Source organism: Chryseobacterium sp. (assembly GCF_008831505.1).
Classification (GTDB): Bacteria; Bacteroidota; Bacteroidia; order Flavobacteriales; family Weeksellaceae; genus Marnyiella.
In genome coordinates this window covers 1444148-1468998 of sequence record NZ_CP044507.1, presented here as the reverse complement: position 1 = coordinate 1468998, position 24851 = coordinate 1444148, and the positions used below count along the sequence as shown (strand labels likewise).

Here is a 24851-nt window from a genome sequence, read left to right as displayed (position 1 = left end):
GTTGTTGAGTGCTGTCAAACATATGCACTTCGGAGCAGCCGTCAGGGTTCAAAACTTTCAAATTTCCCGCTTTCATAAAAGAGGACGATACGTTTTACCTTATCCTGCTCAGTACCAGTATTTTCCGGAAATTGCTGTGCTTCGTTCTGCGCTAATCGCTGAGAATCGTTTAAAACAGACGCGGTTGAACTTTGGTCAGGAATCTGCGATTCTGAGGCGCTCTGCAAAATTGAACCTGTAACGGGTGCGGCCAAAATCGTATCTTCACTTTCTGTTGATCCTAGGTATTCACCTTCGATCATATTAAAGAGATCCGGTAGGGAAGTGGTGCGTGGTTTAGTATCTGCCTCCGAAGCTACTGCACTTTCAAGTTGACGGAGCATTTCGCCTTCACCTTTAATAATCCAGTCCCACTCCAATTCAGGAAAACGGTCTTTGACCTTTACCAAAAAATCAAGGGAGGGCTTATTCCGTCCGGCTGTAATATGTGAAATGGATGAGCGCTGCACGTCAACCGTTTCAGCAAACTCTGAAGCAGTATAACCCGAATACTCAATAATTTTCGAAATTCTCTCGTTCAGTTCATTCATAAACAACTCTATTTACAATTACAAATGTAAATAATAATTGTTACAAATATAAAATACAATTGTAAACAAGAGTTTTGCGTTCTGGATTACAAAAGTAAAGCCAACCTTATATCGGTTGGCTTTCAGTATATTAAGGAATTATAAATGTAAATTAGTGCCTCTGATGATCATCATGTTCCGGGTCATATTTTAGTTTTCTTTCCTTCTTCTTCTCCGGGAAGAGTAATGAAGCGCCAATACTTAAAGCAAGGATGGAAACGATTATAAGCAGGGAATGGGAGGTCTCAAAGCCCCAAACTTCCAGATAGCTGTGGAAAATCATCTTAAGTCCGATAAAGGTCAGAAGTGCTGCAAGACCGATTTTAAGGAATCTGAATTTATCCAGGATACCAGCCAGCAGGAAGAACATGGAACGGAGTCCGATAATGGCAAAAATGTTTGAAAAGAAAACAATATAAGGGTCTTTAGTAACAGAAAATATAGCCGGTATACTGTCCACCGCAAATATCAAATCGGTTGCTTCTACAATGAGCAATACGATGAAGAGGGGAGTCATCTTACGGACGCCGTCTATTGTAACCCAAAAACGGTTTCCCGCGAACTGGTTATGAACTTTAAAATAACGGTTAGCGAACTTAACGATAGGGTGGTTCTGCGTATCCATCTGTTCGTCCTTATCTTTCTCCAGGAACATCTTGACACCGGTAATGATCAGAAAGGCTCCGAATACGTACATTATCCAGCTGAATTTAGCGATAAGTGCCGCGCCTACAAATATGAATATGAAACGCATTACAATAGCTCCCAGGATACCCCAGAAGAGTACTCGGTGATAGTTTTTTGGTGAAACACCAAATGCGGTGAATATGAGTATGATTACAAATATATTATCAACAGAAAGCGCATACTCCACAATATAACCTGTGAGATATTCAAGGCCCAGATTCTGGTTATAAAGTTTAATAGAATGATCCAGATCCTGGGGAATTACCTTCACGGGATGGCTGTGCCGGCTGATCACAGACTGAAGTTTCTCCATACTGTCTATACCGTGCAGCAGATGACCGTATGTAATCAGAACAAAATAGAAACACATTGATAGGGCTACCACAAAAAAGCTCATCAAACCGGCTTTTTTCATGGTTACCACACCGCCGGATTTTCGGCCCAGGCTCAGGTCAATCGCCAGGATAATCAGGATAAATACCAGAAATCCCGCAAGGAATAAAGTTTCGTTACTCATATAGTTATTTAAGGGCTCAAATATAGCGAAAAACTGAATCTGTGTATAATTTACAATTGTATAAACATGAATAAAACACAAGTTTTCCACAATTTACATGTTTGATATTTTTACTCATTAACCATTGAAATACGCTATTAATGTACTTAAACAACACCTATAGTTACTATTTATATAAATCTAATAAGTATCTGAAATGTAGCTTATTACGATATTGTATTATTAATTATTCAATTAACATTTTTACCAACAGACAAACTGTCAATAGGTGGTGTTTAATGGATTTACAATTGTAAAGCTCATAATTCCACCTTAAAATAGTTATTTTTGAGAATTGTAAATTTTTGATTGAATGAAATTTCTAGATGCTTACCGGATAAATCCTGATTTTCCTAACCGTTATATTCCGCCCTCCAGCCTGGAAAAATATCTGCAGGCAAACCTCAGCGATTACACTGCTGAAATAGGAAAATCCACCCTTGGTAAGCCAATATATATGACAACAATTGGTAGTGGTCCTGTGAAGGTCCTTGCCTGGTCGCAGATGCATGGCAACGAAAGCAACTCCACCCACGCCATGCTCGACCTGCTGGAAACCATTAAACAACATCCCCTACTCCACAGCAATATCTTTGATAATATCACACTGGATTTCATCTTTATGCTTAATCCCGATGGCTCCGAAACATGGGAAAGGCGGAACGCACTGGATTTAGACCTTAACCGAGACTTCCTGAAGCTAGAAACTGTGGAATTGCCTCTTTTAAAGCATATTGCTCTAACGGGCAATTACGGTTTTGCGCTAAATCTCCATGAACAGAGGACCATTTTTACTACTGACGGGGTCCATCCTGCCACACTTTCCTTCCTCTCTCCTTCAGTGAGCGCCGAAAGAGAGGTTACAACGGTGCGCCGCAAGTCTATGGCCGTTATATCGGCGGTCTATAGTACGCTGAAAGCTGAACTACCCTCGGGAATCGGCCGGTATACTGATGAGTTTTACCCTACATCAGTGGGAGATAACTTCAGTAAGGCAGGAATACCTACCATTTTATTTGAAGGAGGTTATTATCCCAATGATCCCCTGCGGATGGTCAGCAGGAAGTACTATGCCGCCGCACTCTATGAGGCCCTGCATGCCATTGCCGGACTGAAGGGCGACGAATCTGGGTATGAATCTTATTTCGAAATTCCCGAAAACCGCGAAACACATTATGATGTTATTTACAGGAATGTCCGTCTTAATACCAAATTCGACTGCGTTCTTGATATTGCCGTCCAATACCGGGAAGTTTACCGGAGTGGTGACCGGGAAATTTCATTTATGCCGGTTGTAGCAGCCGTTGGTGACTGTAATGACCGCAAAGGCTGGAAGGAGATTGACTGTACCGGAAAAAAGTTTCTTTCATCCACTGTCTACCCGAAAGTTGAGGAGGAAGTTCAGTTTGAAATTCTGTAAAATGCTTTCTGCAGAAAATTTTTCATATAAGTTTTTAGAAAATCTGCCTGCGGGTTTCATTTAATTCTATATTTACCTTAGTAAACATTGGAAACCAAATGAAGAAAAAACTGAAACTGTGGGACGGCATCATGCTTGTAATGGGCTCCATGATTGGCAGCGGTATATTTATCGTAAGTTCGGACATGATGCGTAATCTGGGCTCAGGATACTGGCTGATCGCGGTATGGGTCATCACCGGGGTAATGACGGTAGCCGCAGCTCTGTCCTATGGTGAACTTTCCGCCATTTATCCCAAAGCCGGGGGTCAGTACACCTATATTTCAAGGATCTTTGGTAAGATGCCGGGATTTCTATACGGTTGGGGCCTTTTTACAGTTATCCAGACAGGAACCATTGCGGCGGTGGCCATGGCGTTCGGCAAGTTCACGGCCTACCTCGTGCCGTGGCTCAATGATTCTGAACCTATTTTTCAAAACGGTGGATTTAAGATAACCTGGGTTCAGATCCTGGCCATTATCATCATCATTCTCCTCACCTATATTAATACGCGTGGGGTGAAAAACGGAAAGTTGCTGCAGAATGTCTTTACAGGTTCCAAAATCTTAGCCCTTCTGGGACTTATTATCTTCGGATTTTTACTGATAAAAGATTCTCAGTGGACAGAAAATATGAATTTCGGCTGGGCGGCATTTCAGGATTTAGGTACAGAAGTAGGTAACAACCTGCTTCCAACCGGATGGACAGAAATTGGAGGCATGGCTTTGATGGGCGGTATCGCCGCGGCCATGGTGGGATCTGTTTTCAGCTCCGTAGCCTGGGAAAACGTGACTTTTATGTCCGGCGAAATGGAAAATCCAAAAAAGAATGTAGTTAGGTCCATGGTTTTGGGTACCGTTTCGGTGATGGTGCTCTATATGCTCGTCAATTTCGTTTATTTGAATGCACTGGACCGCGATGGGATTGCTTTTGCTGATAAAAACCGTCCTGCCGTTGCCGCCTCTGAAGTCATATTTGGAAATGTAGGAACTGTAATCATGGCGGTATTGGTGATGATCTCCACTTTTGGATGTATCAACGGACTTGTTCTGGCCGGCGCGCGAGTTTACCAGACAATGGCCAGAGATGGTCTGTTCTTTAAAAGTGCAATAGAAAACAACCGCTTCGACGTACCCGCAAAGTCACTGTGGATGCAGGGAGTCTGGGCTTCTGTGTTGGCACTTTCCGGACAGTACGGAGATTTGCTGGATATGATTTCTTTTGTAATCGTACTCTTTTATATGATTACCGTTTTTGGGGTGATCTGGCTTAGATTCAAACAACCTGATCTCGAGCGGCCGTACAGAACATGGCTGTACCCGGTGACACCTTTGGTTTACCTCCTTATCGGTACGTTGTTCTGTCTATTGCTTATAATTTATAAACCGCAATATACCTGGCCAGGCTTCCTGCTCATCCTGATTGGACTTCCCGTGTACTGGTATATCAACAGGGGAAAAAAGGAAACCGAACAGTTATATTAAAAGTTTTCAGTTCAAATTTTCTATTTTTGAGCTGAAAACTGAAGAATAATGAAGCAGATATTGTCCTTGCTTATGGCGCTCACCATAATCATCTCCTGTGGTACGGCTAAAAAACCTGTGAAGAGGCCTGATCCTTATGTTAAACCGGTCGCAAAATCTCCCGAACTGCGTTCACTTGTATCAAAATACAACGGAAAGATGACCAAAGAGACCACTGAACTTCTTAAGGATGCGGAAAAATATTTAGGAGCTCCATATAAATATGCCGGAAACACTTCAACTGGCTTTGACTGTTCGGGTTTGGTATGTAAGGTCTTTGACGAAAATCAGATGAAACTGCCAAGACGTTCCGAAGATCAGGGGAAAGAGGGAAAGGAGGTTGATATTTCTATGGTACAGCCCGGCGACCTCTTATTTTTTGCTACATCAGGTGGTAGCCGAATTTCTCACGTAGGAATTGTGCACCGTATCCTGAGTGACGGCGAGATCAACTTCATCCATTCTTCCACGTCAAAAGGGGTTATTATTTCTTCACTGAATGAGAAATACTGGAATCAGGCGTACCTCTTTGCCCGCAGGGTTTTTTAAAAAGGTCAGAGAATGAAAAGCTACAGAACTAAATACGGAATGGAACTCATTATTTTCCTCATTATTATGTTCGGATTTATTATCTGGGATGTTGCGGAATGGGGTATTGTAGTCATACTTGCGGCTGTATCGCTGTTCATTGGCTTTATCCTGTCGGGAATAAGATATTCGGTTAGCCCTGACAATCTGACCGTTCACACATCCCATTTTAGCCGCACCGAGATTCCGGTTTCCGCCATCCGGAAGATTAGGGAAACCAACAATCCTTTAAGTTCACCGGCCGGATCACTGGACAGGCTGGAGATTTTCTACAACAAATTCGACAGCATCATAATTTCGCCGGTGCGTACTGAAGAATTTATGAAGGAACTGCTCGCAAGCAATCCAAATATTGAAATCATCCGTAAACCAAAGAGGAACATCTTCTCAAAACTTGCGCTTTAAATTCAATAATGCAGATTCAATTTGTATTTTTGCAGCAATAATTAATAAACGAAGATATGTCACTACAACAGACGATAGAAGAGATTTGGGCGAACAGGGAGTTGCTGGAAAAAGATGAAAGTAAAGCGGCCATCCACGAGGTCGTTTCACAGCTTGACTCAGGTACGCTGCGTGTAGCTGAACCTACAGCCACTGGCTGGACGGTGAACGAATGGGTGAAAAAGGCAGTAGTGATGTACTTTCCCATCCAGAAAATGGAAACCATTGAGGTAGGACCTTTCGAGTTTCACGATAAAATCCCGCTGAAGACCAATTATGCTGAAAAGGGTGTGCGCGTGGTACCTCATGCCATTGCCAGACACGGCAGTTTTGTAGCCAGCGGCGTAATTATGATGCCTTCTTATGTTAATATAGGCGCGTATGTAGATTCGGGAACCATGGTGGATACCTGGGCTACAGTGGGCAGCTGCGCACAGATTGGGAAAAATGTTCACCTGAGTGGTGGCGTGGGCATCGGTGGTGTGCTGGAGCCGCTTCAGGCTGCGCCGGTGATCATTGAAGACGACTGTTTTATCGGTTCCCGCTGTATTGTGGTTGAGGGCGTTCATGTTGAAAAAGAAGCTGTGCTGGGTGCAAATGTGGTACTTACAGCATCAACAAAAATAATCGATGTTACCGGCACGGAACCTGTTGAGATTAAGGGAAGAGTTCCTGCCCGCTCGGTAGTGATTCCCGGAAGCTACACGAAGCAGTATCCTGCAGGCGAATATCAGGTTCCCTGCGCGCTCATCATTGGTCAGCGAAAGGAAAGTACAGATAAGAAAACTTCTCTGAATGACGCTCTAAGGGATAACAGCGTAGCCGTTTAACTGCAAGCTTCTATGCCGATTCCGAAAAATATTTTTCAAACTTTTAAAACCGGTGATCTTCCCTGGATCACACGGTTTTATATTTCCCGGATGAGGAAGAAAAATCCGGGCTGGAATTATCATTTTTATGATGACCGGCGCATCCTTAATTTCTTTGAAGAGGAATTTCCGCCGAGATATCTGAAAGCCTATAAGAGCCTGACCATTGGAGCCGCCAAAGCCGATTTCTTCCGTTATGCGGTACTGTACCGTTATGGTGGAGTTTATCTGGATATTGACAGTTATGTGAAAACTCCTTTCGACAGGTTTCTGCAGGAATCTGATGAGTTCATCATCACCCATGAAGGAAATCCCGGACTTTACTGTCAGTGGGGACTGATTTCGGCCAGGGACCATCCTTTTCTGAAGAGAACCTTAGAGAAAGTGGTTGATAATATTGAAACGCACCGTTATCCGAACGATGTTCACCGGACGACTGGACCCACTGTTTATACCGAAGCCATTAATGAAGTGCTGGCAGAAAATCCTGATACCCCGCACCGACTTCTTGGAACAGATTTTAACGGTCACCTGAAATTCAAATATAAACTCGGCCGGATTTTTCTTTATGGCAGGAAATCAGAACACTGGAAGAAAAAGCAGATGTCTCAGGACATCATTAAACCCTCAGGCGAATGAAAATAGCCTTTGACGCCAAACGGTTTTTTCACAATTCGTCGGGTTTAGGGAATTACTCCCGCGACCTTGTGCGGATTTTAGCCACCCATCATCCCGAAAACAGTTATTTTCTTCTGGATAAAGCGCCAAGCGAAAAGGGAAGTGAAATCACCGCTTTACAGGGAGTTTCGGTTGTGCAGACGCAAAAGAGTTTTCTTTCCAGGCAGCTTAAGATGGGTCTGGAAGCTCAGCAGGCCGGCGCGGAAATTTTTCACGGGCTTTCGGGAGAATTGCCCCTCAAGTGGAACTCTGATTCAGCCATAAAAAAGGTAGTGACCATACATGACCTTATATTTCTGCGATATCCAAAATATTATTCGTGGACGGACCGTAAGATCCATTTCTGGAAATTTAAAAAAGCGGCAGAAAATGCTGACCTCGTCATCGCGATTTCCGAACAAACCAAACGCGACATTATCAGTTACCTTAAAATTCCGGCGGAAAAAATCAAAGTAGTCTATCAGGGTTGCCACGAGGCTTTTAAGTCGAAGCCTGATGAAGATTTACAAAGCTCATTAAGAGGGAAACATCAGCTGCCAGAACGTTTTATTCTGAGTGTCGGTACCATCGAGGCCAGGAAGAACCTGCTTAATACGGTAGCGGCTGTTCAGAACACTGAAATTCCGTTGGTGGTGGTGGGCCGTAAAACGGGTTATTATAAAAAAGTGGAGAAGTTCATCAGGAAAAATAGAATGGAGAAGCAAATCCTGTTTCTGGAAGTTTTGGATATGTCCCAACTTGCTGAACTCTATAAAATGGCCGACATCTTTGTTTATCCAAGTTTATTCGAAGGTTTTGGAATACCGGTGATTGAAGCGCTTTTTTCAGGTACACCAGCTATAACCAGCAATACAAGCTCACTACCGGAAGCCGGTGGTCTGGACTCCATGTATGTAGACCCACTAAGCGTGCCTGACCTGAAGTCCAAGATTCTGTTCCTGTGGAACAGTGAAGCCGAGCGTGAGAGACGGGCGGAAAAGGGCAGGGAATATGCCGGGAGGTTCGCCGACAGCCGTGTAGCGGAAGATCTTATAAATGCTTACGAAAGCCTCCTCAACAAAAAATCCTGAGCAAGACTCAGGATTCTTTATTTATCTTTTAATCATTATTTTTTTTGAAGAACTCTGACCTTTGGTCTGCAGCTTTCCTATATAAACGCCCGTAGGTAATGCGGTGACATCTATTTTCTTGGTGTCCTCTGTCTGAAGCACAGCCTTACCAGTCATATCAGTAAGTTCAAAGGTCATCTTACCGGATTCTGAACCTGAAGTTTTAATTTCAAAATAGTCCTTTGCGGGATTTGGATAGGCGGTCCAGTCAGAACCTGCGTTCGCGGAAGTGGATTCTGCTACGGAAAGTGAGGTAGAAGCCACTGCAAAATGCTGGACTGCCCCTAGGGCGGCCTTGGTTACATTAAACAGGAATACGGGATCCATATTGGAAATAATGTCGCCTGAAGTATGAGGATAGGGATTAGTATTGCCATAACCTTCGTAGAAACCTGTAATCACTTCGCCGTTGTTCTGGAAAGGCATATAATCTGAAGAATACGCCGGAGCCACGCCGGTATTGGTTTGCAGAGGCGAGTATAACGCCACACAATTCTTAAGCTGTTGGGTCACAGAAGCCGAAGAGGCGTTGTTTCCCACAGGAGAATTGTTGGTATCCTGCTCACAGAAAATCGTGTTGTGTGTCTGACCCGCAGTGCCGCCTACCTGATCCAGGTTGAAAACCAGCCTGATGTTCATCTTGGGGCTGGTAGCGTTCACTACATTGTTTACGTAGTGCTGACTGCCGTACAGGCCCTGTTCTTCACCGGAAAAGTGAATGAACCTGATGGAATATTCCGTAGGTACGTCTTTCAGGATACGCGCCATTTCCAGGAGCGCGTTGGTGCCGCTGCCGTTATCATTGGCGCCCACACCGTTGATGGTATCGAAGTGTGCGATAACCAGGACGTAGGTATTCGGGTAAAGGGTTCCGGTTTTGGTGACCACCAGATTTTTTGAAGCGAGACTGCCCACGGTGAAGGGATCTTCCACAACCTGGGAAATGGAGTAGCCGAAGGAGGTATATTTACTTTTCAGCCAGTTCAGTGCATTGGCATTATTGGCACTTCCCGTAGTTTTGGTTCCAAAGCTTACAAAGTCCTGTAATCCGGAGTTAATGTTGCTTTGTGAAACCTGGCTCACGCGCGCACCGTAAGCGGGTATGAAAGTCTGGGCCTGTGCCCATGTAACGGACAGAATTACAAATAGATACTGAATTTTTTTCATGAATGAAATTGTGAGGCAAAAATATAAAAAAATCCCGAACAGGGTTCGGGATCAGATATTGATAACAAGATTTTACATTATTTAATTTGATCTACAACAGCTTTGAACGCTTCAGGGTGATTCATTGCTAAATCGGCTAAAACTTTTCTGTTCAGTTCGATGTTGTTTTTCTTAAGAGCACCCATAAACTGAGAATAAGTCAGTCCGTGTTCTCTTGCACCAGCGTTAATTCTGGTAATCCAAAGTGCTCTGAAGTTTCTTTTCTTCTCTTTTCTGCCGCGGTATGCATACTGCATCGCCTTTTCTACGGCATTCTTAGCTACAGTCCAAACGTTCTTTCTTCTTCCGAAATAACCTTTGGCCAACTTCATTACTTTTTTTCTGCGGGCTCTGGAAGCCACCGCGTTTACTGATCTTGGCATAATTTAAAATGTTTTTTTTGAAAAGGGCGTCCGCCGCGGCGGATCTTTGGTGCACCGTTTCAGGGTTAAATTTGTTGAATTTTTGAATTCTTATAAACCGCTTTGATTTATAAAAACTACTTTAACGCTAATTGGCGAAGTACGCTGTTCTTGTCCACCTCGGCCACGTAAGAAGTTTGCGTAAGATTTCTCTTCTGCTTGGTTTCTTTTTTGGTCAGAATGTGGCTTTTGTAAGCACCTTTTCTTTTAATCTTGCCGGTTCCGGTAAGCTTAAAACGCTTCTTAGCACCTGATTTAGTTTTTAATTTTGGCATTTTGCTTAATTTTATCTGTTTGTTATCAATATCTGTTTGGTCTGTTTCCCATGTCTGCCGGGGCAGGGCATAGTTTTCAGAATGCAAAAGTACAACAATTAGTTGTAATGGGAAAGGGTATTGGTAATAAGGAGGGATATTTAGGGAGGGTTGTTAATTGAAATGTTTGGCGCGGCCTCAGGCCGCGCCAAAAACCATCGGACTAATGAATTGCGTTCTAACAGTTTTCAGGTGTTATGTTCCTAACGCCTTCTGTTTACCTGCTGAGTTTCATTTGGCAACTGAAATAGGGTGTTTTTCCTGTATGTTGTAAGTGTAGAACTTTATAACTTGGTTATTAACTAATAATTATGAACCCTAAAAACACAAACCATGAGAAATTTATTGCTTTTCATTTTATTTGTATCCGTATCATGCAAGAAAACAGAGACTGCAGATTCACTGCCCTATGATGAAGACTTTTATCGAGATAGCGCTATGATTACGGACGAAGTTGATATTATTGAAGAATCATATTCAGATGTTTTTACCTTAGAGCAGTTTACAGATCAGTTTACGAAAACGGTTGTACCTACTGATATTGATCTCGAAGAGCCGCGAAAAATAAATGTGACAAGGGAATTGCTTAAACTTTTTGATCCCAACGAGTTTGATTGTGGATGTACCCCAAAACTTAAAGAAAAAATCCGTAAAATGGAAAATAATGGTTATCTACCAAGTGAAATACGGAAAAATATTCCAATTACATTAGAAGGTGCACATCTTGCGGGTACTGGATCAAACGTGTTAGTTCATAGCTTTAAATTAAAAGATAATACCGGAACAATTTCTGATAATTTCTTTAATAATTTATCTCCTACTATCGAAAATTACAACTCTCTAAACCATCTAGTTGTTCTAAATGAAGGCTACGATAATTTATACTATAGCATGGATTGTAGTGGCTACCTAGCTGGTGTGATCGGCGTAGTTGTGGGAGTCAATAGTGCGGAAATGAAAACATCTGCAGCGCAAGCTGCAAAAATAACAAAATCTCTGGTTGTAATCAAGGGTTTATTGTATTCACCCTTATATCAAGCGTTGAAAAATGAGGGAATTTTCAATGGAAATAAAGTGTTGCGAAAACAAGTGCTGGCGTCTATAATAAATAAAATTCCTAAAACATATAACGATAGCACACAAGTACTAGTGGACTCAAATTATGAAGTTATTTTAACTTCCAACGAAGGTGATTCCAGTTTTAATGGAAAAGCAGAGTTGAAAGGTAGTGGGGCGTATAATTTTATTTTTGGTAATGTTAATTCAACACTTAATGCAAGTGGAAGTATTGGTCGTACTAGTGCTTTTTCTAAGTTCAATACTTATGTACTAAATAAAAATATTAATGATCACCCACTTGAAATTTCCTTAGGAGAAATTAGGAAAATCATTGAAGAAATATAAGAATGCCTTTTTACGATCACATAAATCCACACCTAGTATAAAAAAGAGTAAATGAATTTCGCGACTGAGTGAAAGCTATTCAACCATTTCACTGAGTTATTTTACGCAGACTTTTAAATATAATAACGACTTATTATTAAAGAACTAAGGCCTGGCTCCGAGTTCACTGTGGGACAGGCTACTGATCCATCCCTGGGCAGTGATAAACTTAATAAGGAATATTACAGGGTAAACCCTTTTGTTGGTATTGCATTCAATCTAAATAATAATCCATTTACAAAGAAAAATTAAAACATAACTAAAACTATTCAAAATGAAAACTTTAAAACTGATCATCCTGTTATTTTTGTTAACTTCATGTTGGAGATACAATAAACCACTAAGTGAAATTCCAAATGAAAATGTGCCACCCAATATCGCCAGAATATTTGTAGATAAAAATGGTGATTTTTTTCCAGTGAACTGGAAAACCTTACCATACTATCCTTTACGAGCCTCAAGTAATAATTTAGGAACCACCCTAATCGATACTGAAGAGAGCGTGTTGAATAAAATAAAACAAATTAGTGCTAACAAAGAAAGAATATTTATCCTTGTGCATGGATATAATAATGACGAAAACGATGCTCAAAATAATTACAGAAAATTGCAGCAAATCATTCAAAATAATTCAACTAAAGATTTATTCATTGAGTTTCACTGGGATGGTTTAATTGCTAAGAATTTAGGCAGTACCAAGATATGGTTTAATGCAGTGGGCTACAGCCAAATGGCGGGACAATTTGGATTGCGAAAAGTGCTAAACCAGATATCAAATAAACAGATTTATTTGATATCACACAGTAGAGGTGCATCAGTCATATTAAGTGCTCTTAGTAATCCACCATACAATGAAAAATTTGCTACTGAAACAAATGAGTTTTACTCAATTGATGTATGGAATGTAGAGCCGTTATTAGAGAATAATAACAACATCACTACAATATTCTTAGCACCTGCGGTCGGCGAAATCGATTTTACAGTTCCACGCAATCCAAATAAATATAGAGAATTTTCCCGCCAAATTAAAGCTATGCATATTACAGTAAATAATACAGACAAAACACTTAATAAATATTTAAATAAGCCCGAGATTTTTAATTCTACTCTATTGGGGTCTAACAAGAAAGCTTTTTTAGCGCTGAAGCCACACTATCCAGTGCTTGCCATGACTGACGTGTCTGGTTTGGAAAGTCATAGTTTTAGTAAATATCTAAGTCATGATGGTTTTATAAAGATGCTAAATGAGTATAATATCAGCACAAATAATCCTTAATCCGGTGCGTCAAAACCTGTCTCAAGAAGAATTAAACAATTTAATTTATAATTTACCACCCCAAAACTTTTTCCTACTTTTGAAAGGTTACAGAAACCTATTCAAACATTTTAATGAGCAATTTTACACAGACGTTTAATAACATAGACGACTTACTATATAAGGATTCAGGAGCTGATTAGGAGATTGATTATATCGAACAGTCCTCCTGGATTCTTTTTTTACGAGACCTTGATTCCCTGGAAAAGGATAAGTAAGATTAAGCGACCCGCTCCCAGTGAATTCCTTCATTGATTCACATTTTTGACAGAGGTTTCTGGAAGATTCGGGAACGACTATCTTTCGGAAGATAATGTACTGACAGACAAGATTGGAACAAAGTCCTATTTAAAGAACTAGATTTATCCGCGATTCATTTCGTGCTGTTATCCATTTAAACAAAAAAAGAGACTCCTTCAAGTCTCTTTAGTATTTTTTAGCAATCAGCCAAAGGCCAACCGCAAACAGCCAATTTATTTCGCCGGCTTCTTAGGGCTCATCATCATAATCATACGCTTGCCTTCAAGCTTGGGCAGTTGGTCTACCTTGCCTACGTGCTCCAGTTCCTGGGCCAGCTTAAGCAATAGGATTTCTCCCTGATCCTTGAAGATGATAGAACGTCCTTTGAAGAAAACATAGGTTTTCAGCTTGGAACCTTCTTCCAGAAACTTCTCGGCGTGCTTTTTCTTGAATTCGTAATCGTGGTCGTCGGTCTGTGGTCCGAAACGGATTTCCTTAACCACCACTTTTACCTGCTTGGCTTTAAGTTCCTTGGTTTTTTTCTTCTGCTCGTAAAGGAATTTCTTGTAATCCAGAATCCGCGAGATATACGGTTCTGCCTTGTCCGAAATTACAACAAGATCCAGTTCCTGTTCCTTAGCAATTTCCAGTGCTTTTGCCAGCGGATAAACCCCCGGTTCCACGTTATCGCCCACCAAACGGACTTCACGAGCCCGGATTTTTTCGTTGATCTGATGCAAATCTTCCTGCACCCGTCTTTGTGGGCCTCTACCTCGGTAATTAAATTTCTGTGCTATTGTTTTAAATTTTAAGTTATTCTTTATTCAAATATCCGGAATTACGCTCCGAACTCAGCGTTGAGTGCCGAGGCCTTCTTAAAATAAGTGATGAACTCTTCAGTGGTCATCGTCCCCAGGTCACCTTCGCCACGCTTTCTTACAGATACCGTGCCGGACTGTTCCTCATTTTCTCCTACGATAAGCATAAACGGATATTTGTTGATTTCCGCGTCGCGGATCTTTTTTCCGGTCTTTTCGTTACGGTCGTCAATTAAGCCGCTAATATCGTGATTTTCCAACAAATGGGAAACTTTTTTAGAATATTCTAAATATTTTTCTGAAATCGGAAGAATAATAAACTGATCGGGTGCCAGCCAAAGTGGGAAATCGCCCGCCGTATTTTCCAGCAATATGGCAATGAAACGTTCCATGGAGCCGAAAGGTGCACGGTGAATCATCACCGGTCTGTGCTTTTCGCCATCATTTCCGATATAAGTCAGGTCGAAACGTTCCGGCAGGTTATAATCCACCTGAATGGTTCCGAGCTGCCATTTTCTGCCCAGGGCGTCCTTCACCATAAAGTCCAGTTTCGGACCGTAGAAAGCGGCTTCACCATATTCTACAACGGTTTTAAGGCCTTTGTTTTTTGCGGCTGTAATGATGGCCTGCTCGGCTTTTTCCCAGTTTTCATCGCTGCCGATGTATTTTTCCCTGTTCTCCGGATCCCTGAGTGAAACCTGGGTTACAAAATCTTCGAAACCAAGGTTGCGGAAAACATACAGTACAAGGTCAATTACGCCTTCAAACTCGCTCATCAGCTGTTCCGGGGTACAGAAAAGGTGGGCATCGTCCTGGGTAAATCCGCGCACTCTTGTCAGACCGTGAAGTTCGCCGGACTGCTCGTAACGGTACACGGTTCCGAATTCTGCAAAACGCTTGGGAAGGTCACGATAAGACCACTGACCCACTTTATAGATTTCGCAATGGTGCGGGCAGTTCATTGGCTTTAGCATAAACTCTTCACCTTCGTTGGGCGTCTTGATTGGCTGAAAACTGTCGGCGCCGTATTTATCCCAGTGACCTGAGGTTACGTAAAGTTCCTTGGAACCGATATGTGGTGAGATTACAAATTCGTAACCTGCTTTTTTCTGCGCGTCGGAAAGGAAATTTTCCAGTTTTTTCCGGAGTGCGGCACCTTTTGGAAGCCACAGCGGCAAGCCGGCACCTACTTTTTCAGAAAAAGCAAAAATACCAAGTTCTTTTCCAAGTTTCCTGTGGTCGCGGCGCTTAGCCTCTTCCAGCCTCTCCATATATTCGGTAAGGTTTTTCTGTTTCGGGAAGGAAATTCCGTAAACACGCGTAAGTTGAGGATTCTTTTCATCACCCCTCCAGTAAGCTCCGGCGGCGTTCAGTACTTTTACGGCCTTAACGATTCCGGTGGACGGTAAATGACCGCCACGGCAAAGGTCTGTGAAGTTGTCATGGCTGCAGAAGGTAATCTGACCGTCCTCCAGGTTGGATATCAGTTCTGTTTTGTAAGGATTGTCCGCATATTCCTTCAGCGCGTCGGCTTTGGAAACCGGATAGAGGCTGAAGGTGGAGTTCTTTTTGGCGTTCTCCAGCATTTTTTTCTCAATCTTCTCAAAATCCTTTTCACTCAGGGTTTCATCACCAAAATCAACGTCGTAGTAGAAGCCGTTTTCAATGGCCGGACCAATGGTAAGTTTCGCGTTTGGGTAATAATCCAGGATGGCCTGCGCCAACAGGTGAGCAGAGGAGTGCCAGAAGGCTTTTTTACCAAGATCATCATTCCAGGTTAGAAGCTGAACCGTGGCGTCGGCATCGATGGTTGTTGAAACTTCAACCTGTGTACCGTTCACCACCGCGGAAATTGTGTTTCTGGCCAAACCTTCCGAAATAGATTTTGCCACCTCGAGCGGTGTTACCGCATTCTCAAATTCTCTGATGCTTCCGTCCGGAAGAGTGATCTTTACCATATACTTTAGACAAAATTAAGATGCAAAAATACGAAAATCCGCATCATGTGCATTGCCGAAGTCAGATAAATTCGATACAGTTAGGCAGGCCGACTTACAGTGCCAGGCTGCGGAAATAAAAAAAGCGGAAACTAACTTCCGCTGTGCTCATCATTATTGTGGGTTTTCCCGTCTTTATGTGTTTTTGAGGTCTCCCGTACTTCTTTTTTCATGCTTTCACCACTTTCTACTTTTTCCGAAGAGGCGGGCACGTTCTGGTAATCCTGATTTTCCTTCTTAACATCTGCCTTGCCGTCTTTGGATACGCTGTTGTTTTTATCTTTTTCCATAGTTATACATTTAAGTTTGAAAAGCTGAAAATTCGGTGCCAATCTTTGATTTGACTGTAAATTTCAGTTATAACTTTGAAAAATCCGAGAGATCCAGAGTTTGGGTTTCATCTTCAATGCTGTAATCCAGCGCTTTTGCCAGCACAAATATTGAGTTAAGATTATCCATCAGCTGTTTCCGGCCCTCGCTGCGAAGCCTGTTCTGATCTACGCGTTTGTATGCATCGTCCTTGGCTGCTTTGGTAACCTTTTTAATCTGTACGTCGTCAATCCTGTTAAAAAAGGAATCGTCCATAGCCTGTATTTCCACCACCGGGGTGATGCGGATATCGGCAGGCGGAATTTCTTTGATGACCAGCTTTCTGTTTACCGAATCGACTTCCATCACCAGCTTGTTCAGATTATAGGAAACCTGGGCATTGGTCCTGGTGAAAGCCAGAATCTGGTTTTCCGACATCTTACGCCCAAATACCTCATAGGCTACCTTGGTTTTCTGCATTGTGGAGAAATCCTGTTCCATAACCACCATCTTATTCATCTTTGTAATCTGGTTTTTCAGTATATAGTAATCGTTGCGGGTTTTTTCTTCCACAACGGTACTGAAACGCCGGAACATGAGAAAGAGCACCAGCATGGCGGCAGCTCCGATCAGGATCCCTTTAATGATATTATTATTTTTCAATATAAAAAATGTTAATCTATTTACCTTTCATGATCTGCAGCAGGTCACGCTCCAGCCAGCCGGAAATCGGGGATTCGGTGATTCTCCCGAGTTCTGCAGAACCTTTTTTTACAATTACGGTCGGAACTTTTTCAATCTTATAGGTCGCATGTTCACCTCCGGGCGTATGTTTATTTCTGTCGGCGGCAATGATCGTCAGTTTTTCATTGGGGAAATTAATTTCATTCAGAATCTTAATAAGTCTTGGAAACTCCCTGTGACTGTCGGGGCACCATGTTCCCACGAAAACAGTCATGCTGGTATTGTCCCAGTTCTGTGCACGGAGCTCGTCAAGAGACTTTGTATCTACGGCGTATTCCAGATATTCCTTACCGAACCACTCGTTATAGGGTGCATTGTCAAACTGTGTTAACATCTGCGGTCCGAGCAGAATTTTGCCGTCTCGTTCGGTAACGGTTTCTACATTTAACTTAGGGTTGGTTTGTGCCCGGCAAGCCTGAATGTTCAGCATTACGGCACCTGTTATAAAAAGAGAGGTGATAAACTGTTTCATCTTAATTTTCTAAAATTCGTTTTAGGTCAGCAGGGGAGTAGTGTACGTTTTTCAGTACTTTATTGTCCGATTTACGGTAAACATTAAACTTATCGCCGGACTTCTCATAAAAACTATCTTCCCCTTTCTCTGTGTAAAAAGCCACGGTTTCCAATGCCTGGGTTTCATCTGCACATGCCTTGGACATGTTTGAGCGCTGCACCTCGGCAAAGAGTTCCGGAAATTTTTCGCCCAGACCAAATTCCAAAACCGCGCCACTAAGTACATATTGCAGGTCGCAAAGCGCATCAGCCACTTCCACTATATCGTTATCTTCAATCGCCTGCTTAAGTTCGTTCAGTTCCTCCTGGAGCAGAGCCACGCGTAAATCTGCCCGCTCTCTTGCAGGAATCTGTGGTTTGTCCAGCACCGGTGCGTTAAACGTTTGATGAAACTCAGCTACCATATTCAGACTGTCAATTTTATCCATTCAATTAAATTTTCCCAAAGGTAAAGATTCCGGCAGGTACCTGAAATAGTTTGACTGCCATTTAATAAGTCTGTTTCGGTTACATTAACACCGGACGACGTATCATTCGCAGAACTGCATTGGGAATATCCGGCCGTCAGTATTATACATGGTTCCTGTATAACAGCCGCGGCCGTCGGCCTCTAAAACACATTTTGCACTTAGTACCCCATTTGTATACTCATTCAAATGCAGGTTATTGCCGCTGATGCTACCACGCAGGTCGTAGATATTCCGGGGCTTTGCATTATTGTAGTAAGTTCCCGTCACCGTGCTACTATTTGGATTAAAAGTTAATGTAAATACTGCCTGCATTTTCCCTACGGTACCGTTCATGATCTTTTCCACCTTCTGTACGTGTACGGTAACTGCAGGTTGTACTTTGTCCTTACTGTTTTCTGCCCCTAAATTTCCCGATCTGAGCGTATAGATAAAACCACCTACCGCGGTTACCAGTGTGGCAATAGCAGTAATTGTAGCTGCCAGAGAGGGTTTGCCGGAAATATTTTCTGTTGCCATGGCATTTACTTTTACTATATAAATGTAATAATTATTTGAAATTCAAAACCTTTAAAATAGTGAGTTGATCTAAACAACAAATGCGGCTCTATCTAAATGGAGCGTTTTTCTTTAATACATAAAAAAACACCCCAAAGAAGGAGTGTTTATATCTGTTTTAGCTGATTTTATTATTTGGAGATCTCTCTTCCAATAACCAGTCTCTGGATTTCAGAAGTTCCTTCGCCGATTGTACAGAGTTTGGAGTCCCTGTAGTATTTTTCTGCCGGGAAATCTTTAGTATATCCATAGCCACCAAAAATCTGCACTGCATTGTTCGCAATACGTACACAGGCCTCAGAAGCGTAAAGTTTTGCCATCGCGCCTTCCTTGGTCATCGGCTTTTTGGCATTTTTAAGGTTGGAAGCACGCTGGATCAGAAGTTCAGCTGCGTCAATTTCCGTAGCCATATCAGCGAGCATGAAATTGATGGACTGGAAACTGTTGATCGGCTTTCCGAACTGATGTCTTTCCTGAGAATATTTCAGGGCTGCTTTGTAGGCACCACGTGCAATACCAAGGCTTAACGCTGCGATGGAGATACGACCGCCATCCAGAATTTTCATTGCCTGCTTAAATCCGGAACCAACTTCGCCAAGACGGTTCGCATCGGGTACTCGCACATTGTCAAATATAAGTTCCGCTGTTTCGGAAGCCCTCATACCCAGTTTATTCTCTTTTTTTCCTGAAGTGAATCCGGCCATTCCTTTTTCCAGAACAAAAGCCGTGGAGTTGTTTTTTGCTCCTTTCTCACCCGTACGGGTCATGACAACTGCGATGTCGCCGGAGATGGCGTGGGTGATGAAGTTTTTAGCTCCGTTGATGATCCAGTCGTCACCGTCTTTTACTGCCGTTGTGCTCATTCCGCCGGAATCAGAGCCTGTGTTGTGCTCGGTAAGGCCCCAGGCACCGATAACCTGACCGGAAGCCAGTTTTGGCAGCCATCTGTGTCTTTGTTCCTCATTACCGAATTCATAAATATGATTGGTGCAGAGTGAGTTATGAGCTGCAACTGACAGGCCGATAGAAGGATCTACCTGCGAGATTTCGTCCAGTATGGTTACATATTCATGGTAGCCAAGACCGGAACCACCGTATTCCTCAGGAATTACGATTCCCATGAAGCCCATTTCGCCAAGCTGGTGAAAAAGTTCAACAGGAAAAGTCTGACTTTCATCCCACTCCATGATATTTGGTCTAATATTTTTTTCAGCAAAATCTCTTGCAGTTTCTGCTACCATTTTGATGTTGTCTTGCATCTGGATATCCATAAATTTGTTTTGTCGCCAAATATACTTAAAAAGTAGCCGAGTAGGAAATTATATTTGCCGTATAATCATTATCCTTTTGTATTAAAGCTGAAAAACAGTTTAGCGTAAGCTGTAAGGTTGCGGTCTTATCTTTTAGCTGCTATATCGCTGAAATGAGTAATTTTACCCCTTTAAATTTTCAATGAAAAAAATTGTCTTTTTTGCCTGTTTTGCGCCAGCGGTACTTTTCGCGCAGGTTCCTGCGGGTTATTATAACGGAACTGCCGGCCTTTCAGGTTATGCATTAAAAAGCAAAGTGCACGAAATAATATCACGCAATTATAACTGGAATTATGCCGATTTGCCCGCTTATTACGGTATAACCGATCTGGACAGGTATGACGACCATGGGTCAGCCAACAATGATATCCTGCTCGATATTTATTCTGAAATTCCCGGTGCACCGGATGCGTATGAGTATACGGTCAGTCAGCTGACGGGCTCAGCATCAACAGAAGGAGTGGGCTACAACCGTGAACACATCATTCCGCAAAGCACTTTTGACAGTTATTATCCGATGTATTCGGACCTGCACTTTGTGGTTCCCACAGATGCACGCATTAACCAACTTAGAAGTAATTATCCGCATGCTGTTGGTGGAGGTTCAACTTTCTACACTTTTACAAACACATCCAAGATCCGTAGTGACAACACCCTCGGCTATGCTTACAGCGGCAGGGTGTATGAACCTGTAGATGAGTACAAGGGCGATGTGGCACGAATGATCCTGTACTTTGCAGTAAGGTACGAATCCAAGCTACGGTCATTCAATTATTTAGCGGGCTCGGGACCGGCAAATGATACCAGCGTCCTGAACGGTACAGCAGAATATGCTTTTGATCCGGGGTATCTTGAGATGCTGAAAATGTGGCACAGCAGTGATCCTGTATCTACGCGCGAAACAGAACGTAACAACGCGGTGTACAGCATCCAGAAAAACAGAAACCCCTTTATTGACAATCCCGGCTGGGTAGATTTAATATGGTCCGAAACTCCGGATGCGCTGCCTCCTCAAGCGCCGTCCGGTCTGGCGGTAACAGCAACCGGTGCACACTTTGTAACTTTAACCTGGACACCCAGTGCGGATGCTGATGTTTTGGGATATCATGTTTATATCAACGGCAATCCGATTCCTTTCACCACAGTTAAGGGTAATACAGTTACTGTAGACCGCCTGACTCCTGATACCGCTTATACATTTACAGTTCGGTCCTTTGACAAAGGTTATCTGGAATCAGCTGTCACCAATCCGGTTTCAGCAACGACACTTTACAGCGATTCCTACGCGAAGGATCTGATGATCACCAAATTCATTGACGGCAGCGGTTTTAACAATGCCGTAGAGATCAGTAACAATAAAGGGCATGAGGTAAACCTGAACAATTATAACTTAAGGATACAGTTCTACAATTCGGTGAACGGCAATTACTATTTTTCCGAATCATTTCAACTGGAAGGAAAAGCAGCAGCAGGTGAAACATTTGTAGTGCGGAATCCGCGCGCAACCTTTAACTGTTACAGCAACGAACAGGCTAAATTTGTCACTGCTTCAGATCCGCTTACCTTCACCGGTACGCAATATGTGGAACTTGCCTACAAGGGTAACACTACTGTAGATGTCGTTGGCACAAAAGACACGTTCAACAGTCTGGGAGATATTTCCCTTTACAGGCAGTACGCAAATCAACCCAATACGCTTTTCAATCCTGCTGAATGGCAGAATTATCCAACCGATTACTGCCAGAATTTAGGTACTCTGACTGTCGCTGATAATTTAGTCACCAACTCTGAGGCAGGAATTTATCCGAATCCGGTGCGGGACCTGCTTTATCTGAGGGATGTAGGTGATAAAGCCACACATGCGCAGATTTTTGACCTTTCCGGCAGACTAATCAGGACTTTAAAGTTCTCAAACCAGAAGGAGAAAAGTGTTGATGTCTCAGAGTTGCCGTCAGGGGTTTATTTTATCAGGGTAAACACAAAATCTTTCCGGTTCATCAAGCAATAGGAAGTCCATTGTCCCTCCTGGCTGCCTGCTCCCTGATTTTTTTGGCGGATAATCTGAAAAACCTGACCACCAGCATCACCGCGGAGATCGTGAGTCCCAGACCAAGAGCTATCCACATCCCGAAAGCACCCATTTCCAGGGTGACGCACAGGATGTAACCCAGTGGAATGGTAATGACCCAGTAGGCTATGAAGGTGAGAATACTCGGGATTTTTACATCCTGGATCCCCCGCAGGATTCCCAGTGCCGTAACCTGTACACCGTCTGACAGCTGAAACAGTGCTGCGATGATCAGAAGTTGGGACGCCAGCATTATAACTTCTACATCTTCTTTCCGGGTAAAGAAGGTGGGCAGCACATCGCGGCCGAAGATAAAGAACAGTCCACAAACCGTCATATAGATAAATGAAAGTTTAAGGTTGTTAATACCCAGAGCACGCAGTTCCACAAAGTTCTTTTCGCCCATTTTACGGCCAACCATTACTGTAGAAGCAACACTGAAACCAATACAGAGGTTGAACGTGAATGAGGCCATGCTGAGTGCAATCTGATGAGAGGCGATATCTGTTGCGCTTACAAGTCCACAGATAAACGCGGCGCCGGCAAACGCTGTAACTTCAAAAAACATCTGGAAAGCGGTAGGTAAGCCCAGTTTGAGCATCCGGCTGAACATTTTGCCCCGCAATTCATTCAGCTTAAGAGTGAAAGCGATTACATAACGTCTTGTTGTTTCGTGCTTTCGCAGAATGAAATAGAGCAAAATCATCATAAAAACACGGGCTATTAGTGTAGCAATCGCCGATCCCTTTACCCCCATAGGTGGAAATCCGAACAATCCTTTTATTAAAATATAGTTCAGGGCAATATTAACAACGTTTGCAATAATTGTAGCCACGGTAACTCCAACGGTGTAACCCAAACCTTCAGATACCTCCCTTAAAGTTTGAAAAGCCATGAAGGGCAAAACACTCAGTGCCATCATTAAGAGATAGTCCTGGGTATCGGGAATGATTTCGGCCGGTTGGTTCAGGAAGGGCAGAAGGGGAATAAAACCAAAAAGCAGCAACATAAGGAGCAGTCCTACAGCGATGTTAAGCACAAATCCGTGGCGAAAAACTGAATTGATGCGGTGGTGTTTCTTTTGCGCGTGTGCTTCTGAAACAAGCGGCGGAATAGCAAATGAAATTCCCAGTCCGAATACGAATACAGAGAAAAAAACAGCATTTCCCAACGACACTGCGGCCAATGCTTTGGCACCCAAAAGGTTACCTACGATGATATTGTCAAAAAGCTGCACAGAAACCTGCCCCAATTGGGTGAGCATCACGGGAACTGCAAGGATAAGCGCTTCTCTGGTGTATTTTCGGTTAAGGAGCATTAAAAAAAGTTTGCAGCAAAATTACTGCAAACTATGTTTATAAAGTGATTTGTAACGGCTAATTATTTTCGTACGAAGGCGGCCACATCATCAGCCGTAACCGTACTTCCGCCCAGAATGATAAGACGCTCAACAATATTGCGGAGCTCGCGGATATTCCCGGTCCACGAAAATGCTTCCAGGCTTTTCAGGGCACCCTCTTCAAAGACTTTTGGTGCGGTTCCCTGTTCGTCTGCCAAGGATTTGGCGAAATATTCAACCAACAGTTTAATGTCTTCCTTTCTTTCGTCCAGAGGGGGTACATAGATTTCAATGACAGAAAGACGGTGGTAAAGGTCTTCCCTGAATCTGCCGGCTTCAATTTCTTTCTGCATGTTTTTGTTGGTTGCGGCAAGTACGCGCACATCCACTTTTATTTCCTTGTCACTACCAACCGGTGAAACTTTACTCTCCTGAAGGGCGCGCAGCACCTTAGCCTGAGCTATAAGACTCATATCGCCAATCTCGTCCAGGAAAATGGTCCCATTGTTCGCAAGTTCAAATTTTCCCTGCTTATCTTTTATGGCTCCGGTAAATGAACCTTTTACGTGCCCAAAAAGCTCACTTTCAATCAGTTCTGAAGGAATAGCCGCGCAGTTCACCTCTACCATTGGTCCGCGGCTTCTTTCACTTTGTGAATGTATGGCGTGTGCTACCAGTTCCTTACCAGCACCGTTAGGTCCTGTTATGAGTACGCGGGCATCTGACGTGGCAACTTTAGCAATCATTTCGTGGATTTTCCTGAGCGCGGGACTCTCACCAATCATCTGGTACTTCTTGTTAACCTTCTTCTTTAATGTTGAATTTTCTTTCTGAAGATTTTTATTTTCCTTAGCCAATTTTTCCTTATCCAGCGCATTTTTAACACTGGTTATCAAACGGTTGATGTCAATTGGTTTGGAGATGAAATCGTAGGCTCCCTCTTTCAGACAGTCCACAGCTGTATCAATGTCGGCATGGCCGGAAATCATTACAAATGTGGAATCCGGTTTTACCTGCAGCGATTGTTTCAGCAGTTCTGTTCCCGAAAGCTTCGGCATCTTAATATCTGATATAATCAGGTCAAAATCCTCTTTCTCAATATACTTAAAGCCTTCAAGCCCATCGGCGGCTATAGTAAATTCATACGTTGGCAATTCATCTGACAGAATACTTTGAAGCACGCTGGAGATAGCGGTTTCATCTTCTACGATAAGGATTTTCTGCATAAGAGCTGGATTGGATTAAT

Annotated in this window: 25 protein-coding genes; 10 read left to right on the top strand and 15 right to left on the bottom strand. The window is 42.8% G+C overall.

All coding sequences use genetic code 11. From position 1 onward, the window contains the following. Window positions 1-41: 41 nt before the first annotated feature. Both F7R58_RS06910 and F7R58_RS06905 read right to left on the bottom strand, forming a co-directional pair. Window positions 42-590 (bottom strand): helix-turn-helix transcriptional regulator, encoded by a 549-nt coding sequence (locus F7R58_RS06910; RefSeq protein WP_158064203.1) that lies wholly within the window; start codon window positions 588-590, stop codon window positions 42-44. 151 nt (window positions 591-741) lie between these two features. After that, window positions 742-1833 carry a TerC/Alx family metal homeostasis membrane protein gene (locus F7R58_RS06905; RefSeq protein WP_158064202.1) on the bottom strand — a complete coding sequence of 364 codons (1092 nt, stop codon included), beginning with the start codon at window positions 1831-1833 and terminating at the stop codon, window positions 742-744. Between the two features lie 352 nt (window positions 1834-2185). Between F7R58_RS06905 and F7R58_RS06900 the strand changes: the two genes are divergently transcribed. The 7 genes from F7R58_RS06900 (at window position 2186) to F7R58_RS06870 (ending at window position 8503) form a co-directional block, all read left to right on the top strand. Then, window positions 2186-3292 (top strand): M14 family zinc carboxypeptidase, encoded by a 1107-nt coding sequence (locus F7R58_RS06900; protein WP_158064201.1) that lies wholly within the window; start codon window positions 2186-2188, stop codon window positions 3290-3292. Between the two features lie 98 nt (window positions 3293-3390). After that, the gene (locus F7R58_RS06895; RefSeq protein ID WP_158064200.1) at window positions 3391-4815 is read left to right on the top strand and encodes an APC family permease; all 1425 of its coding nucleotides are present in this window, start codon (window positions 3391-3393) and stop codon (window positions 4813-4815) included. 48 nt (window positions 4816-4863) lie between these two features. Next, a complete protein-coding gene (locus tag F7R58_RS06890) occupies window positions 4864-5403 on the top strand; it encodes a C40 family peptidase (RefSeq protein ID WP_158064199.1) in 540 nt (179 codons plus the stop codon). A gap of 12 nt (window positions 5404-5415) precedes the next feature. Further along, entirely contained in the window at window positions 5416-5847 is a 432-nt protein-coding gene (locus tag F7R58_RS06885) for a PH domain-containing protein (RefSeq protein ID WP_158064198.1), read from the top strand. 56 nt (window positions 5848-5903) lie between these two features. After that, window positions 5904-6716: a 2,3,4,5-tetrahydropyridine-2,6-dicarboxylate N-succinyltransferase gene (locus F7R58_RS06880; protein ID WP_158064197.1), complete on the top strand. Its 813-nt coding sequence runs from the start codon at window positions 5904-5906 to the stop codon at window positions 6714-6716. 90 nt (window positions 6717-6806) lie between these two features. After that, complete coding sequence (locus F7R58_RS06875) at window positions 6807-7394, top strand: glycosyltransferase family 32 protein (protein ID WP_229723786.1); 588 nt, start codon at window positions 6807-6809, stop codon at window positions 7392-7394. Further along, entirely contained in the window at window positions 7391-8503 is a 1113-nt protein-coding gene (locus F7R58_RS06870) for a glycosyltransferase family 4 protein (RefSeq protein WP_158064195.1), read from the top strand. Before F7R58_RS06875 ends, F7R58_RS06870 begins: the two co-directional genes overlap by 4 nt. A gap of 21 nt (window positions 8504-8524) precedes the next feature. On the opposite strand, the gene F7R58_RS06865 is transcribed toward F7R58_RS06870, so the two are convergent. From F7R58_RS06865 to rpmI, 3 genes are all read right to left on the bottom strand, one after another. After that, window positions 8525-9709, bottom strand: coding sequence for a M28 family peptidase (locus tag F7R58_RS06865; protein WP_158064194.1), 1185 nt, complete (start codon window positions 9707-9709; stop codon window positions 8525-8527). A gap of 77 nt (window positions 9710-9786) precedes the next feature. Next, on the bottom strand, window positions 9787-10131 hold the full coding sequence (rplT, locus tag F7R58_RS06860; protein WP_158064193.1) for a 50S ribosomal protein L20: 345 nt from the start codon (window positions 10129-10131) through the stop codon (window positions 9787-9789). Between the two features lie 116 nt (window positions 10132-10247). Beyond that, window positions 10248-10445, bottom strand: coding sequence for a 50S ribosomal protein L35 (gene rpmI, locus F7R58_RS06855; RefSeq protein ID WP_158064192.1), 198 nt, complete (start codon window positions 10443-10445; stop codon window positions 10248-10250). Between the two features lie 372 nt (window positions 10446-10817). Between rpmI and F7R58_RS06850 the strand changes: the two genes are divergently transcribed. After that, window positions 10818-11888, top strand: a complete 1071-nt coding sequence (locus F7R58_RS06850; RefSeq protein ID WP_158064191.1) for a hypothetical protein — start codon at window positions 10818-10820, stop codon at window positions 11886-11888. A 313-nt stretch (window positions 11889-12201) separates the two neighbouring features. After that, window positions 12202-13203: an alpha/beta hydrolase gene (locus tag F7R58_RS06845; RefSeq protein WP_158064190.1), complete on the top strand. Its 1002-nt coding sequence runs from the start codon at window positions 12202-12204 to the stop codon at window positions 13201-13203. A 512-nt stretch (window positions 13204-13715) separates the two neighbouring features. Here F7R58_RS06845 and infC read toward each other — a convergent pair. The 8 genes from infC to F7R58_RS06805 form a co-directional block, all read right to left on the bottom strand. Further along, entirely contained in the window at window positions 13716-14234 is a 519-nt protein-coding gene (gene infC, locus F7R58_RS06840) for a translation initiation factor IF-3 (protein ID WP_158064189.1), read from the bottom strand. 86 nt (window positions 14235-14320) lie between these two features. Further along, window positions 14321-16258, bottom strand: coding sequence for a threonine--tRNA ligase (gene thrS / locus F7R58_RS06835; RefSeq protein WP_158064188.1), 1938 nt, complete (start codon window positions 16256-16258; stop codon window positions 14321-14323). A gap of 131 nt (window positions 16259-16389) precedes the next feature. Next, window positions 16390-16587 (bottom strand): hypothetical protein, encoded by a 198-nt coding sequence (locus F7R58_RS06830; protein ID WP_158064187.1) that lies wholly within the window; start codon window positions 16585-16587, stop codon window positions 16390-16392. A 67-nt stretch (window positions 16588-16654) separates the two neighbouring features. Continuing rightward, on the bottom strand, window positions 16655-17269 hold the full coding sequence (locus tag F7R58_RS06825) for a DUF4230 domain-containing protein (RefSeq protein ID WP_158064186.1): 615 nt from the start codon (window positions 17267-17269) through the stop codon (window positions 16655-16657). Window positions 17270-17285: 16 nt separating this feature from the next. Beyond that, window positions 17286-17822 (bottom strand): thioredoxin family protein, encoded by a 537-nt coding sequence (locus F7R58_RS06820; protein ID WP_158064185.1) that lies wholly within the window; start codon window positions 17820-17822, stop codon window positions 17286-17288. 1 nt (window position 17823) lies between these two features. After that, window positions 17824-18291 (bottom strand): nucleoside triphosphate pyrophosphohydrolase family protein, encoded by a 468-nt coding sequence (locus F7R58_RS06815; protein ID WP_158064184.1) that lies wholly within the window; start codon window positions 18289-18291, stop codon window positions 17824-17826. 102 nt (window positions 18292-18393) lie between these two features. Next, window positions 18394-18849 carry a hypothetical protein gene (locus tag F7R58_RS06810; RefSeq protein WP_158064183.1) on the bottom strand — a complete coding sequence of 152 codons (456 nt, stop codon included), beginning with the start codon at window positions 18847-18849 and terminating at the stop codon, window positions 18394-18396. Window positions 18850-19019: 170 nt separating this feature from the next. Continuing rightward, complete coding sequence (locus tag F7R58_RS06805) at window positions 19020-20147, bottom strand: acyl-CoA dehydrogenase family protein (protein WP_158065417.1); 1128 nt, start codon at window positions 20145-20147, stop codon at window positions 19020-19022. 193 nt (window positions 20148-20340) lie between these two features. Between F7R58_RS06805 and F7R58_RS06800 the strand changes: the two genes are divergently transcribed. Continuing rightward, a complete protein-coding gene (locus F7R58_RS06800) occupies window positions 20341-22206 on the top strand; it encodes an endonuclease (protein WP_158064182.1) in 1866 nt (621 codons plus the stop codon). On the opposite strand, the gene F7R58_RS06795 is transcribed toward F7R58_RS06800, so the two are convergent. Together F7R58_RS06795 and F7R58_RS06790 are read right to left on the bottom strand one after the other, a co-directional pair. Next, entirely contained in the window at window positions 22196-23584 is a 1389-nt protein-coding gene (locus tag F7R58_RS06795) for an MATE family efflux transporter (RefSeq protein WP_158064181.1), read from the bottom strand. The genes F7R58_RS06800 and F7R58_RS06795 overlap by 11 nt on opposite strands. A 62-nt stretch (window positions 23585-23646) precedes the next feature. Next, a complete protein-coding gene (locus F7R58_RS06790; protein WP_158064180.1) occupies window positions 23647-24831 on the bottom strand; it encodes a sigma-54-dependent transcriptional regulator in 1185 nt (394 codons plus the stop codon). Window positions 24832-24851: the final 20 nt, after the last annotated feature.